We start from the raw sequence: 13968 nt of genomic DNA on the forward strand, positions 1-13968 counted from the left end.
CTGGAAGATATGAGTATGAGGCTTTCCTGATGTCCTTGCAGCCACTTCCAGTTGAGCAGCAGGGGGTTCTGCATACCACAGTGGACGTCGCTCCCGCCACGCTTGACGAGTGGGCAACCGAACGCGATAAAGCACCCAGAGAGGCGCTGGCAGTGCAGGTGAAACCCGATCTCGCGCCACCCTGGGCAACAATCTCACTTACAAAAGCGGATTTCGATGCTTTTGAGCGGATGGCAAGGGGGCATGTCCGGTTCAGGGCAGATCCGTCAGAGATAGTTGATCGAAGATTGATGGCAGCCAATCTCTTTGATGAGGTAGGAAAGGCCACCGAGATCGGATCGTGGATTCGAAAGATCATGTTGCGTGGGAATTCCTGGAAGGCTGAGAAAGCGATGCAACACCCGGCATCTTTCCGCGTCTGGGCCATGGGAAATTCTAGCCTCATTGTAACGACGTCACCTGATGCGGGAGCAGGGTTGATGCAGTGCTCTATTGAATATTGTCCAACTGAGGATATTGGTAGACATTTACTGGTTTGGAGTGGCTTACAGCCCAGCTGGGCAATGAAGTTCACTATGAAAATTTCTAAACATGCATTCGAAAATAAAATTGATGGGGATGTATGTCCGTCAGCTGTTTTTGAGGATGATGCCGCGGTCTTCTGTCGGGAGTCCTGGGGCTTTGTGATTCTGAGTGATTCACGGGGGGCTGGTGGGTTTAGTTGGGTTTACGCTCCGGCCCGTGGAGCCGCTATTCTTGAGGCATGTGGTGATGCTGATTTGGTGTTATCCCGTGATGATTCTAAACCTTTCTGGCAATTATTGATTGGGGCTGCTTTTGTTATGAGTCTAGGAGAATGAAATGACTAGTTATGAAGTTCAGCCTGACGTCTGCATGGCTATATTTGCACAGGCCGAGGAGGCTGCAGACAGGGCGGATGAACAGCATGTGAGTATGTCATCAGAGGTGGATGAGTTGCGTGGGCTTTGCTCTCGCGGAGAAAGTGCTCCTATAGCCTCGGGTCTGTCTGGAGTTTATAATCGCCTGCTTACAAGGGGGATGACGGGGGCAACCCAGCAGATCAGGAATGCTGCTTCAGGTGGTCGACAAGCAGTTGGTTGTATTCAGCGTGGCGATCATGAGATTGCGGATACAAATGAACGTGCTGCCCGTGAGGTCGACGAAGTCAAAATCAGCGATGGGAAGCCGCTATGACTGTTGATTTCACGGTACTGCAGGATTGGCCGGATGCCGCATCCATTGAAAGATCAGCGGAGAATATTGGAAAACGAGGCGACTTATTCGCTGAGACGGTAACTGACGCTCAGCAAAAATGGCGTGGACTTATGTCATGCTATCACACGCCCCATCAAGACCAGCTTTACTCATCGCTGGATCCGGCAGTCGCATCAGCGGGATACGTGCGGATGGGAACCAGCACTTTAGCGGTGGTTATGGGCGTTTTTGCAAGTACTCTGGCTTCTTTGTCAGGGCAAAGAGTAGATTTAATTAAAAAAGCGGAAGCGGCGAACTCCGAGCCGCCGCCAGTGACATCGTCTGACCTCGAGGAAAAAGTCAGAAGAGAGGGGGAGCTGCAGGCTGAGATAAATACGCTAGCCCAGAAATACAAAGATGCTGTTGAAGAGTGTGTGAGCGGGCTGTCTGGCATAAACAGCGAGGGTAGGTCTGAGTCGTGGGTCAATAGTACTTTGATGCCCTATATAGGAAATGCTAATCTTTCTATACTTGGCGCTCTTGGCGAGTCGCGTATAGTCGAGAGTACAAGTACCTGGATGAATCTGACCCTCAGGCTCTTCGGGCATGATTTCCATCCGCGTCTCCCCTGGGATTATACGTCGATGCGCTATTGGAAGCTCTGGGAGAAAATTCCCAAGGGATCAACTTATCTAGAGCGTTTCGGTGCTGCCTTGAGGGAGGCGTTCATTGGGCCTAGACCAACGACCTACAGTCCTGTGCAGTATCAGATCGCCAAGACTGGCCCGAACGGGAAGTGGTTTGGTCTGGGGGCTGAGAAATTAAGCCAGAGTCGTGTGGGGGTTTCGGGTTTCGGACGGATGGCCGGTCGTGGTCTGTTCCTGCTCGGTACTGGCCTGACATTTGCCGGTGAGTATGGTAAAGCTCAGGAAAAACTAGCTTCGGAGCAGCCAGGTCTATCGGAGAGCGAGCGTAATGGTAAGGCAGCTGAGAGTGCTACGGTCCGGACTGGAAGTCAGGTGGGAACTGCCGCTCTCGTGGGCGCTGGCATAGGGGCTGGCTGCTATTCCAGTGGGAGGGCCTCTTGTCGGTTTTGGAATTGGTGCTGCTGTGGGTGGAGTGATGATGATCCCAGCTGGTGATGGTAAGACCGTGGGAGATCGCATCGCGGACGGCGGGGAGGCCATGTGGAACTGGGGTAAAGATAGATGTGGTGATGTGGCAAACTTTGGGAAGGACCTATGGAAGTCGGTTTTCGGATGATCCTGTTGGAAGGTAGTGGATCTATATCAATGCCGATTTATATCAGCATCGGTCTTGTGCTATTTGGGTTATTTGCGCTTTGGCAAGGTGTCAGGATCAGAAGGGAGCCAATTCCTCGGTTTGTCTTATATTACAGAGGCTGGTCGTCTATTGCGCTGGCAATGCCATATGGCGGGGTCTTTCTTATCACTCTTGGGTTAGGTCCTCTTCTGCCCTATCTGCCATTGGCGCTAGGCTTGCTTATATGGTTTGTCTGGGTTTTCTCGGGAGTGATTTTTTTAGTTGGAATCTTTATTTGGTTTCCCTGGTTTTTGACCCCTAAATGGTATAGACGTGCGCGGAAAGCAGGGGTTCCGAGGCATGATCCAGCCGCTATGGGGGACTTCAAAGCTCTACCGGTGGATGAACAGAAACGTCTCGCGAAGTCCAGATCTCGGCCTTAGAGAGGGGAACCGCCGCTCTCGTGGGCGCTGGCATAGGGGCTGCTATTCCAGCGGGAGGGCCTCTTGTCGGTTTTAGAATTGGTGCTGCTGTGGGTGGAGTGATGATGATCCCAGCTGGTGATGGTAAGACCGTGGGAGATCGTGTAGCAGATGTTGGAGAAGCTGCCTGGAGCTGGACCAAAGACATGTGGAAGGGGACATTTGGATGATTCTGTTCGAGGAGGTTGCTCCTGGTGATTTTTACACGCGTATAGGGATGATAATTGTTGGTGGATTGATATTTTTACAAGGAGTGCGGATAAGATGTTCAAATCCGCCTAAATTTGTTGCCAATTACAGAGGTTGGTCTTCGCCTGAACTGGCATTGCCTTTTGGCGGAGTGTTCGTTTTTACCTTAAGGGTCGGCGCTTTTCGGCCTCCTGTGCCTCCCCTTTTGGGGCTGTTTTTTATGCTTTTTGGCTTTCTCTCGGGAGTGATTTTTTTAGTTGGGATCTTTATTTGGTTTCCCTGGTTTTTGACCCCTAAATGGTATAGACGTGCGCGGAAAGCAGGGGTTCCATTGCATGATCCAGCCGCTATGGGAGAGTTCAAAGCTCTACCGGTGGATGAACAGAAACGTCTCGCGAAGTCCAGATCTTGACCTTAAGAGGTTATTCACGAGCACCTCGGGAGAATGCAAAATCCCTTGCCAGATCCCAGTCGCCTAAGGTCGTGAATAACGCCCTTAGGGTGCTAGCGTTTTCGCTGAGATTTTGTGAAACCTCTCCAGGTGATGGAGAAACCCTTAGGGTGAGCCAGAAACGTGGATAGTTGGGGCTCAGTAGGGAGAGCTGCTGGCATGCCGTAGAGGCTTATTTATAGTTGTGAAATATCTGCTGCGGCAAGGGGTTTGCTGCTTTTTAGATCACTTGTAGATAAGCTTATAGTCTGCCGAGCTCTCCCTGCTGTTTAGTTTCTTCTCTTCTTGACTGATGGCTTAGCCCAGTGTTTTATCCAGGAAGGTGCTGATTTCCTCGAAGGGAATGATATCCTTGCGATGGTATAGGTCGACGTGACCGGCGCCAGGGACCACCAGCAGCTGCTTCTTGGTGGTCAAGCGTTCATGGATCGCCTCTGACAGAGCGTGGGTGGCCGTTTGCTCACCGACCACCGTCAGCACCTCAGCCTCGATCCAATCCGGGTGGGCCAGTTCGGGGAAGTTCATGAGAGAGGGCCGAGATAGCTGTGAACTGGGTGGTGGAATTGTGGTGGTGGCCGTTTTCACACCAGAGGAGACGTGGCGGGGCTCACCCCTGGAGTATCCGTTGTAAGAGGGGTCGAACGCCAGGGTCACGTAGCCGTGCTTCGCCAGCTTATTGGCGTAGAGATTCCCGCCACCTGCTCTTTCACCGCTCCATAGGGAGAGCCGACGAGTAGCGCATGATGCCTCGTGGAACGGCCCAGATCTGCGGGAGCGTAGAGATCCGCAACGATTCCTATACCGTAACGATTCAGGTACGAGACATGCTCCCTTGTCACGTTCTCGGCCAGTGGGAAGATGTAGTTTCCGTCTTGAGCCATGGAGTGTTCCCTTATTTTTCTGGTTGCCAGGCCTAATCAGTCTGGCGCGGGGTTTGATGCGGCACCGGATAATCCGCTCCCTGGGTGTGGATAATCGCAGAGAGGAAGACCGGAAGCTGCATTCCACGTAAGCATAAATGGTGCGATCTGCCACTGGCTCCGCTAGGGGGAGAAGATCTTCTCACCCTAGCGGAGCGGGTTTGATCCACAGGCTGCCCGGTGGCTTTGTCAACTGTGGCATCGCACGAGCTGGGTGCTCCTGCATTCTCATCGTCATGGGGTTAGCCAGGTGTTCTCCGGGCAGCCGTGCAGTTTTGTCAGACCGCTGTCACTCCAGGCGCAGCAGTGCCTGCAGCATCCGGGGGTCTTGGTGGGTGAAGCCCGCGTTTGGGGTTTTCTTGTCCACACCGGCGATGGCGTTCATCTCCTCCTCGGACAGGGCGAAACCGAAGACGTCGAGGTTGGCGCGCAGCCGCTCCTCGTGGGTGGATTTGGCGACCAGGGTTGCGCCGCGCTGAATGAGCCAGCGGATGATCACCTGGGCGACGCTTACACCATGCGCCTCGGCGATCCCTACCAGGATGGGATCCTCCCGGATCGCCGTGTTGCCCTGTCCGAGTGGACCCCAGGCCTGCAGCACCGTGCCGTACTCGGCCATCAGCTCCTGCATCTCGATCTGCTGGTTGTAGGGGTGGGTCTCCCGCTGATTGACGGCCGGGATGATTCCCGCGTGGGTCACGAAGTCCAGGTAGCGGTCCGGGTAGAAGTTCGAGACGCCGATGGCCCTCACCAGACCCTCTGACATGGCCTCCCCCATGTCCCGCCAGGCCGCGTAGTAGTCGCTGAACGGCTGGTGCATCAAGTAGAGGTCCAGATATTCCAGGCCCAGGTTCTCCAGCGACACCTTGAGGGCGTCCTTCGTCTTTCCCTGGCCGTAGTCTTTGAACCACAGCTTGGTGGTGATGAAGAGCTCCTCGCGGGGGACGTCCAGCTCGGCGAGAGTCTGGCCGAGGGCTTTCTCGTTGTAGTAGCGCGAGGCGGTGTCGATTAGGCGGTAGCCCGCGTCGACAGCGGCGGGCACGACGTCGCGGATCGTGGCGTCGTCCATCTGGAAGACGCCCAGCCCGATCACCGGCATCTTCGCGCCGGTGTTGAGTGTGATGGTCTGCATTTCTTATCCCTCTGTCGTTGTGTGGGTTTATTTACCAGGGCAGCTGTTTGCCGTCGCGGAAGAACAATCCAGTTGGCCCATCGTCGGGCAGTGTCGCCGCCCAGACGATTCCCTTGGCGCTCTCCGCTGCGGAACGTCCGAAGCCGACTCCCCGGCTGTCGGTGACTCCTGGGCAGACCGAGTTGACCAGGATGTGGTCGCCTCTGAGGTCTTTCGACATCTTGATGGTCAAACCATTGAGCGCAAGTTTGGTCAGCCCATAAGCGGTGATCGGTGCATCGCCAGAACCAGCGAGAGCAAACCCCGGGTAATTGACCAGCCCATAGTCCGGATCCCAGAAGGAACCCGCCCCACTGGAGACGTTCACCACCCGGCCGTGCCCACCCGAGGCGAGCAGCGGGACGAAGTGTTTCGTGACGCGCCAGACACCAACCACGTTGGTCTCGAACTCCTGGCTGAGCTCGGCCAGGTCCTTTTCCATGATTGTTCCTGAGGACACCATCATGACGGCATTGTTGACGAGAACATCCAGGTGACCGAATTCAGCGGCTACATCCTGTGCGGCCGCTGTAACGCTCGCCTCGTCGCTCACATCCAGGCTCAGCGCGGAGGCGCCCAGACCGGAATTCCTCAATTCCTGGGCAAGAGGCTCGACCTGTCCCAGCTGACGGGCGGTCAGTATCACGTGATATTCCCGCTCCCCAAGCTGCCTGGCGATTTCGTGGCCCAGCCCTTCCCGTCGTCCTGCACCGGTGATCAGTGCTATACGCATACAGTTCTCCAATCGTGGACTGGGACTCAAACTACCCCTGAGACCCAGAATGCCGCCGCGACCTGCAGGTCGCGGCGGCATTCTGCAGCAAGCTGGGTGAGCCGGATATGTCGTGGGTCAGGCGCAGTCGTGTGTCCTGGTCACGGTCCTGTGGAGCGGCATTGTTTTCAGCGGTTGCACAGCAGCGAGTCGATGGTGTCGGACATCAGCTTCTGCTTCTGCAGCATAGGCTCCATATCCGCGACTCCGGTGGCGAACGCCAACGGCATGGCGGTGACGGCGATGGCCACAGCAGTGCCGTCGGGGCCGATCATGCTCTGGCTGGTATAGCCAAAGAGGCCGCCGGTATGTCCCCAGGCCTCGCCACCGCAACTGAGAGGCAGGCTGAAAATGCCCAAGCCATAGCCGTTCATCCCGAGCTCGGGGTGGTCGGTATCGACGGTCTTCTGCATCTCGGTGATGGAGTCCGGGCTCAGGAGGGTGCCGTCGAAGGTTGCCTGGATGAACGTGGTTAGTTCGCTGGGGGTGGAGATCATGGCTCCCGCGCCGCCGGCCCAGGAGGGGTCCATGTGGGTGATGTCTTGCCAATTCTCGGTGGGGGTGTTGCGGTGGTAGCCGTGGGGGTGCGTGTTGCGGATGTCTTCCTCTCCGGGGTTCGGGTAGTAGGTGTGGGTGAGTCCGAGGGGTTCGATGATGCGCTGGGTGATCTGCTCGGCCAGGGGCCGGTGGGTGACCTTCTCAGCCAGCAAGGTCAACACGATGTAGTTGGTGTTGGTGTACCTGAACTGGCTGCCTGGTTCGAAGGCTGCTGGTTTGCTCAGGGCGACATCGAGTAGGTCGCGGGTTGAGTAGTAGTTGTCTCTGATCTGGAAGATGTCGGTCTCGCCAGGAACAGTGTCGGTGTATTCGGGGAGGCCGCTGGTGTGTTGCAGGAGTTGGCGGACGGTGATTTTTGCGGCGTCGATGCCTTCGCCGTGGAGTAGGCCTGGGAGGTAGGTTTCGATGGGTTCGTCGAGGCTGATTTTGCCTTCTTGGACGAGTTGCAGGATCACCACGGCTACGAAGGTTTTGGTGTTGGATCCGATGCGGACTTCGCCGTCGAGGGGTGGGGCTTCGCCGGTTTCCAGGTTGCCTACACCTGCGACTGCGCTGGTGGTGTTGCCTTGGGGATCACGCACTGTAGCCAAGGCCGCTGGGAAGTCTTCGTCCACCAGGCTCTGTAGTGCCGTCAGTACTCGTTCCTTCTCAGCAGATGATGCGGAGTTGTTCGTCGAATCTTTCATAGCACCAGCCTCGCGGACTTTGTTCCGTCTAAGCCCCAGCCGCGAGAACAGTGTTGCCTGTCCAAAAGAACAGGTACGCCGGCACCGGAAACCACAGGGGATTTTCTGTGCTGGAACGGGCACCGAGGCCGCTGAGCCCGGAAGCACACAAGACGATGGCCCCGGCAATCTTGAGTGAGTTGCCGGGGCCATCGTCATCGGGTCAGGCGGCGAAGGCCTGGGCCTTGGCGAACCGCTCGGCAACGTCCTTCCAGTTGACGATGTTCCACCAGGCGTTGACGTAGTCGCCCTTGACGTTCTTGTACTGCAGGTAGAAGGCGTGCTCCCACATGTCTAGCTGCAGCAGCGGGATCTGCGCGGCCGGCAGGTTGCCCTGCTGGTCGTACAGCTGGTTGATGTTCAGGCGGCGTCCTAGCGTGTCGAAGACTAGCATCGACCAGCCGGACCCCTGGATGCCGTTGGCGGCTGCGTTGAACTGCTTCTGGAAGCCCTCGAAACCGCCGAAGTACTCGTCGATGGCTGCGGCCAGCTCACCCTCGGGACGGCCGCCGCCTTCCGGCGACATGTTCTTCCAGAACGTGGAGTGGTTGATGTGGCCGCCCAGGTGGAAGGCCAGGTCCTTCTCCAGTTTGTTGATGGCGCCGAAGTTGCCTGACTCGCGGGCCTCGGCCAGCTGCTCCAGCGCGGTGTTGGCCCCGGCGACATAGGCAGCATGGTGCTTGTCGTGGTGCAGCTCCATGATTTCCGCAGCGATGTGGGGGGCCAGGGCACCGTAGTCGTAGTCGAGATCGGGCAGGACGTAGGTCATCGAGACTCCTCGGTTGGGGACACGCGGCCGGGCCGCGCAGGTCTGCTCTATCCTATGCAGCCTCGCGGGTGCCTGCCGGATGGATCAGGCTGGCGAGTCGCTGCGCTGGACCCTCAGCACCCGGAATCCCTTGGCAGAGGCCAGCTTCTTCGTGGGCCAGTCCTGGCCGGTCAGCCAGGCCGTCAGGGAGTCCGCTCCCAGGTTCTTGCCCACCACCAGGTAGGCGGCACCACCGGGTTTCAGTCGCGGCAGCCAGGTGAGCAGGAGGTCGTGGAGAGCCTGCTTGCCGATCCGGATCGGCGGATTAGACCAGATCTCGTCATAGGTGGCGTCATCGGGCGAGAAAGTCCTCACCCGGCCGGCCACCCCGGCACGCTCCGCATTGAGACGGGTTAGGGCAAGTGCCCGTTCATTGATGTCGACCGCATCGACTGTCACCCTCGGACTGACAGCGGCTAACCCCACCGCGATGGGTCCGAAACCACAGCCCAGGTCGAGGAGGTGCCCGCACTGCGGTGCCTCGACGCTGCGCAGCAGCACCGACGTTCCCAGGTCCAGGCGGGAGCCCGAGAACACCCCGTTTGCGGTGGTGAAGACGAGATCCCGTCCGAAAACCGTGGCCCGGATCTCCCGGGTGACCATGGGGGAGTCGTCGTTGGTGAAATAGTGGTTCATGCTTCCCCTGGTTCTTCCAGGCTCCGGCGGGCGCGGGCCTGCCTGGCCCTGTCTGCAAGCTGATCGTCAGCGGGATAGCCCACCTCCTCCAGCACCAGGCCGTGGGGAGGCATCAGCGGCACCTGGCCGCAGCGATGGTCGCTGGCGGCGACTTCCTCCAGCCAGGCCAGATTCCGGCGGCCCCCAGCGACCACGGTCAGCGCGCCAACCAGGGCCCGCACCATGGAGTGGCAGAAGGCGTCGGCCAGCAGATGCACCTCGATTACCCCGTCGACGCGCTGGGAGACAGAGAACTCCCGCAGCTCCCGGATGGTGGTGGCCCCCTGACGGGCCTTGCAGAACGGGGCGAAGTCGCGCAGCCCCGTCAGCAGCCGCGTCGCCTGCTGGGCGGTGCCGAGGTGGAAGGGGTGCCTGAGCTGGGTCACCTGGGTGCGCAGTAGCGGATCCGGTGTCTGCTCGGAGTCGATCAGCCGGTAGCAGTAGCGACGCCAGATGGCAGAGAACCGTGCATCGAAACCCTCGGGGGCCTCGGTGACGTCGCGGACTGCGATGTCGTCAGGGCAGATGCGGCGCAGCCGCCGCAGCAGGTCCGCCGGCGGGGTAGTGCTTTCCAGGTCGGCGTGGCACACCTGCCCGCGGGCATGCACTCCGGCATCCGTGCGTCCCGCGACGGTCAGCGACGGCGGCGGGTCCAGGCGAAGCAACCTGCCCAGCGACTCCTCCAGTACTCCCTGGACCGTGCGCAGCCCGGGCTGGGCAGCCCAGCCGTGAAACCTGCCACCGTCGTAGGCCAGGTCGATGCGCAGCCGCGTCATGGCAGCCGCCGGTAGGCCAGGTCGAAAACCCTGCGGCCCTGGACCAGCCCCTTGGCTTCGTATTTCGTGACGGGCCGCTCCTCATAGCGTGGTGCCCAGCCGCCGTGGATGTTCTCGAAGCGGGGATGGGCATCGAGGGTCTGGCGCTGCCATAGGGCGTAGTCCTCCCAGTCGGTGGCGAGCCGCCAGATCCCGCCGGGCTGGAGCCTCGCCGCCGCCAGGTCGGCGAAACCAGTGCTGACCAGACGTCGTTTGTGATGGCGGGCCTTGCGCCACGGATCCGCGAAGAAGGTCCACAACTCCTGCAGCGAGGCATCGTCGAACAGGATTGCCAGACCCTGAGCGCCATTGGCCGGCACGATACGCACGTTGCCGACCTGCTCGCGGCCCAGCCGGCCCAGCGTGGAAGCCACCCCGGGCGGGAAAACCTCAAAAGCCACGAAGTCGGCTACCGGACGCGCCTTGGCCATGGGAACCAGCGAGTCGCCATTACCCGAGCCGATCTCCACGATGCGTGGCGCCCGCCGTCCGAACACCTCGTCCCAGTCGACATGGGCGTCGTCGGCGATCGAGGTGTCCATGTCGGCCGCCGGCACCTCGACCATGAAACGGTCCCGGTAGCGGTCCCAGGCGGCCTGTTGGGAATCGTTCATCCGGGTGCTGCGACGCACGAAGCTGACCACGGTGCGCTGAGGACGAGACGGTTTCACCCCGCGATGATAACCGTGATACCTAGACCTGGCCGGGCAACTCAAGGTAAGTTCTCGCTTAGTCTCGTTGCGCAGGAATCCGGTGTGAATCCGGAACGGTCGCGCCACTGTGACCCCTGCGTGGGGAAGTCAGGAACTGCCTTCGATGACCATCCCAAAGGACGCGATATCCAGGATTGGTGATCAACGTGGAATTCACCCGAACCCTCGCAGCCTTCGCTGCCGTCACGCTGCTGCCGCTAGCGGCCTGCTCCCAGTCGACCACAACAGGTGATGGGAGCCCCTCCGCAAGCCCCACCGGGCGTGGGAGTGATGGCTGCGTCACCCAGTACGACGCTAATGCCGACTACTTCCCCGACAAGGCAAGCTTCACCCAAGCCGCCGGTGTCACGGTGGAATATCACGGCTCCTACAAGACCGTGACCGTCAAGGAACCCGTCCAGGGTGCCTCACCTGAGACCTACGTGCTCGTTCAGTGCGGGGCCAGCCCCGAGCTGCCCGCCGAACTTGCGAGCGCACAACGCATCAGCATCCCCGTCCATCGGGCAGCGACCTCATCGACGACGCAGCTGCCGGCCTTCGAATTGCTGAACGTGACCGATTCCCTGGCCGCGGTGGAGTCGCCGGCGATGGTCTGGTCCGATCCCATCGTCAAGCGCATTGCCGAGGGCAAGATCACCGGGTTCGGGAACGAGTCCGGTGGAATGAACGTGGAGACCGTGGCTGCCGCAACGCCCGACGTGTTCTTCTCCAGCGGTACCCCAGACCCGGCCTATGACAAGATCCGGGAACTCGGGATCCCTGTGGTAGGCAACGCTGAATGGCTGGAGAACACTCCACTCGGTCGTGCCGAGTGGCTGAAGTTCACGGCGCTGTTCACCAACACCGAGAGCACCGCCAACCAGGTCTTCACCCAGATTGAAACCGACTACACGGCTGTCAAGGAGAAGGCCCAGCAGGCGTCCGACCGGCCCAGCGTCATAGCCGGTGCCCCCTTCAACGGCCAGTGGTACCGGGCCGGGGGACGAAGCTACCTGGCGGCGTTCCTGGCCGATGCCGGGATGAAGTACGTGTTCGCCGACGACGAATCCAGCGGCAGCGATCCCGCCCAGATCGAGACGATGCTGGAGGCCGGGGCGCAGGCCGATATCTGGGTCAACGCCGACATGACGAAGAAATGGCAGACCATCTCCGCCATCGGGGCCGAGGACCCGAACCTGGCGACCATCAAGGGCGCTAAGGATGGCCGGGTCTACAACCCAACCAAGCGCATCAATGCGGGTGGCGGAAACGACTACTGGCAGCTGGGCGTGGTGCGTCCCGACCTGGTTCTTCGCGACCTCACCAAGGTTGCTCATCCAGATCTGTTCACCGACCAGGAGTTCACCTTCTACGAGCAGCTGCCGGCCTGATGCGTCACCCGGTCAGGTTCGCGGTCCTCGCCGCTGCCCTGGTGGCGGCGGTGGCTGCGGGCCTGCTGCTCGGCCCCGCTCAGATCACCCTCCAGGAGGTCTGGGCGGTGCTGACCGGTCAGCCCACCCGGCCCATCGCCCAGCTGATAGTTGGGTCAGTGCGCCTACCGCGTACCATCACCGCCTGTCTGGCAGGAGCCGCGCTCGGGACAACCGGGCTGGCGATGCAGACCCTGTTCCGCAATCCGCTGGCCGACCCCTTCATCCTCGGTATCTCCTCCGGCGCATCCCTCGGCGTGGCGGGGGTGATCCTGGTGGGCGGTGGTACAGGGGCGGCCTTCCTGACCGCTGGGCTTGGGATTGGCGGTGACCTGGCAGTCATCGTCGCCTCCGCCCTGGGGGCGGGAGCCGTGATGTCCCTGGTACTGCTGCTGGGACGAGTGGTGCGCTCCGCCGTGACGCTGCTGCTGGTGGGCGTGATGATCGGCTACCTGGTGTCGGCGGGCGTCAGCGTCATGATGTCGTTCTCAACCCCCCAGCTGATCGCGGCCTATTCGCGATGGCATTTTGGCAGCTACGGCGGGGTGACCTGGGGGAACCTCGTCCTGATCAGCCTCGTGATCGGGGCCGGGCTGCTGGCTTCCCTGACGCTGGCGAAGCCCCTCAACGCCCTGCTGCTGGGGGAACGCTACGCCGAGAGCATGGGACTACGCCTAACGATGATGCGCACCGCTTTGATAGCGCTGACCTCGGTGCTGGCGGGAACCGTCACCGCCTTCTGCGGGCCGATCCAGTTCCTCGGCATCGCCGTGCCCCACCTGGCCCGGGGCATCTTCAACACCTCTGACCACCGTATCCTCATTCCCGCAACCGCCTTGGTGGGTGCGCTGCTGGCGCTGCTGGCTGACATCATCGCCGCCCTTCCCGGGGACGGCGTGCTGCCACTCAACGCGATCAACGCCGCCTTCGGTGCGCCCGTGGTGATCTGGATCCTGCTGCAGCGTAGGAGGCTTGCCCTGTGAACGTCCTGGAACTGGTGGGACTCACCGTCGGGTACCGGACCCACCGGCGGGTCCGGACAGTCCTCACGGGACTCGACGCCACCTTGGAGGCAGGCGGGCTGGTCGGACTGGTGGGACCGAACGGGGCGGGCAAATCCACTCTGCTGCGGACCATCAGCGGACTGCAGCCGCCGCTTGCAGGGAGCGTGAAGCTACTTGGCCAGGAGATCAGCCGGATGAAACGCGACGAGGTGGCCCGCCAGGTCGCTGTCGTGCTCACCGACCGGGTGGATCCGGGACGTCTCACGGTCTTCGACGTCGTCGCGCTCGGCCGCCATCCCCACACCGGCTGGTCTGGGCGCCTTGGGGCCACGGACTGCGCCGCGGTCATGTCTGCCCTGGACGATGTCGGCGTGGGTCAGCTGGCAGGCCAGATGCTGTGGGAGCTGTCCGACGGGCAGCGGCAGCGAGTGATGATCGCCCGCGCCATCGCGCAGGAGCCGAGGCTGCTGCTGCTCGACGAGCCAACAGCGTTCCTGGACCCTCCGGGCCGGGTCCGGGTGTTCGAGGTGCTGCAGGACCTGGCCCATGGCCACCGCCTTGCCGTGGTGGTCTGCACCCACGACGTCGAGGTCGCGGCCCGGCACGCCGATCAGCTCTGGGTAGCCGGTGCAGGCGACGGCATGTGCACGGGTACTCCCGCGGACCTGGCCGCCGCCGGTGTCATGGAAACTGCCTTCGGCGGCGAGGCGGAGTTTGACCCGGTCACCTACACCTTCGTGTCGAGGCGAAGGCTGCTGGAACAGGAGAGGATTCAGGGGGATACCTGAGGCCGTGTGA

The 13968-nt window shown here is 60.6% G+C and carries 15 protein-coding genes and 1 riboswitch; of the genes, 7 read left to right on the forward strand and 8 right to left on the reverse strand.

What is annotated here, in order from left to right:
- The first annotated feature begins 29 nt into the window (after positions 1-29).
- The 4 genes from SK1NUM_RS04615 (at position 30) to SK1NUM_RS04630 (ending at position 3561) form a co-directional block, all read left to right on the forward strand.
- Positions 30-860: a hypothetical protein gene (locus tag SK1NUM_RS04615; RefSeq protein ID WP_212325933.1), complete on the forward strand. Its 831-nt coding sequence runs from the start codon at positions 30-32 to the stop codon at positions 858-860.
- 1 nt (position 861) lies between these two features.
- A complete protein-coding gene (locus SK1NUM_RS04620) occupies positions 862-1215 on the forward strand; it encodes a DUF6507 family protein (protein ID WP_223927814.1) in 354 nt (117 codons plus the stop codon).
- Positions 1212-2357, forward strand: a complete 1146-nt coding sequence (locus tag SK1NUM_RS04625) for a hypothetical protein (RefSeq protein ID WP_212325935.1) — start codon at positions 1212-1214, stop codon at positions 2355-2357. The genes SK1NUM_RS04620 and SK1NUM_RS04625 overlap by 4 nt, the downstream gene beginning before the upstream one ends.
- Before the next feature lie 769 nt (positions 2358-3126).
- Positions 3127-3561 (forward strand): hypothetical protein, encoded by a 435-nt coding sequence (locus SK1NUM_RS04630; RefSeq protein ID WP_212325937.1) that lies wholly within the window; start codon positions 3127-3129, stop codon positions 3559-3561.
- A gap of 336 nt (positions 3562-3897) precedes the next feature.
- Here the strand turns inward: SK1NUM_RS04630 and SK1NUM_RS04635 are convergent, their stop codons facing one another.
- The 8 genes from SK1NUM_RS04635 to trmB all read right to left on the reverse strand — a co-directional run bounded on the left by SK1NUM_RS04635 (position 3898) and on the right by trmB (position 10715).
- A complete protein-coding gene (locus SK1NUM_RS04635; RefSeq protein WP_212325939.1) occupies positions 3898-4125 on the reverse strand; it encodes an alpha/beta hydrolase family protein in 228 nt (75 codons plus the stop codon).
- Between the two features lie 684 nt (positions 4126-4809).
- A complete protein-coding gene (locus SK1NUM_RS04640) occupies positions 4810-5652 on the reverse strand; it encodes an aldo/keto reductase (RefSeq protein WP_212325941.1) in 843 nt (280 codons plus the stop codon).
- 31 nt (positions 5653-5683) lie between these two features.
- Positions 5684-6424: an SDR family NAD(P)-dependent oxidoreductase gene (locus SK1NUM_RS04645; RefSeq protein ID WP_212325943.1), complete on the reverse strand. Its 741-nt coding sequence runs from the start codon at positions 6422-6424 to the stop codon at positions 5684-5686.
- 167 nt (positions 6425-6591) lie between these two features.
- Positions 6592-7707 carry a serine hydrolase domain-containing protein gene (locus tag SK1NUM_RS04650; RefSeq protein WP_212325944.1) on the reverse strand — a complete coding sequence of 372 codons (1116 nt, stop codon included), beginning with the start codon at positions 7705-7707 and terminating at the stop codon, positions 6592-6594.
- A gap of 202 nt (positions 7708-7909) precedes the next feature.
- The gene (locus SK1NUM_RS04655; RefSeq protein WP_212325946.1) at positions 7910-8515 is read right to left on the reverse strand and encodes a superoxide dismutase; all 606 of its coding nucleotides are present in this window, start codon (positions 8513-8515) and stop codon (positions 7910-7912) included.
- A gap of 84 nt (positions 8516-8599) precedes the next feature.
- The gene (locus SK1NUM_RS04660; RefSeq protein ID WP_212325948.1) at positions 8600-9190 is read right to left on the reverse strand and encodes a class I SAM-dependent methyltransferase; all 591 of its coding nucleotides are present in this window, start codon (positions 9188-9190) and stop codon (positions 8600-8602) included.
- Positions 9187-10005: a tRNA pseudouridine(38-40) synthase TruA gene (truA, locus tag SK1NUM_RS04665; RefSeq protein WP_212325950.1), complete on the reverse strand. Its 819-nt coding sequence runs from the start codon at positions 10003-10005 to the stop codon at positions 9187-9189. Before truA ends, SK1NUM_RS04660 begins: the two co-directional genes overlap by 4 nt.
- Positions 10002-10715 (reverse strand): tRNA (guanosine(46)-N7)-methyltransferase TrmB, encoded by a 714-nt coding sequence (gene trmB, locus SK1NUM_RS04670; protein WP_212325952.1) that lies wholly within the window; start codon positions 10713-10715, stop codon positions 10002-10004. The genes truA and trmB overlap by 4 nt, the downstream gene beginning before the upstream one ends.
- Positions 10716-10742: 27 nt before the next feature.
- Positions 10743-10873: riboswitch (cobalamin riboswitch) on the forward strand.
- A 21-nt stretch (positions 10874-10894) separates the two neighbouring features.
- Here trmB and SK1NUM_RS04675 point away from each other — a divergent pair.
- The 3 genes from SK1NUM_RS04675 to SK1NUM_RS04685 are packed head-to-tail and all read left to right on the forward strand — an operon-like array spanning position 10895 to position 13958.
- On the forward strand, positions 10895-12127 hold the full coding sequence (locus SK1NUM_RS04675) for an ABC transporter substrate-binding protein (RefSeq protein ID WP_212325954.1): 1233 nt from the start codon (positions 10895-10897) through the stop codon (positions 12125-12127).
- Positions 12127-13149 (forward strand): FecCD family ABC transporter permease, encoded by a 1023-nt coding sequence (locus tag SK1NUM_RS04680; protein ID WP_212325956.1) that lies wholly within the window; start codon positions 12127-12129, stop codon positions 13147-13149. Before SK1NUM_RS04675 ends, SK1NUM_RS04680 begins: the two co-directional genes overlap by 1 nt.
- On the forward strand, positions 13146-13958 hold the full coding sequence (locus SK1NUM_RS04685) for an ABC transporter ATP-binding protein (protein ID WP_212325958.1): 813 nt from the start codon (positions 13146-13148) through the stop codon (positions 13956-13958). Before SK1NUM_RS04680 ends, SK1NUM_RS04685 begins: the two co-directional genes overlap by 4 nt.
- The last annotated feature ends 10 nt before the right edge of the window (positions 13959-13968 follow it).

Source organism: Arachnia rubra (assembly GCF_019973735.1).
Classification (GTDB): Bacteria; Actinomycetota; Actinomycetes; order Propionibacteriales; family Propionibacteriaceae; genus Arachnia; species Arachnia rubra.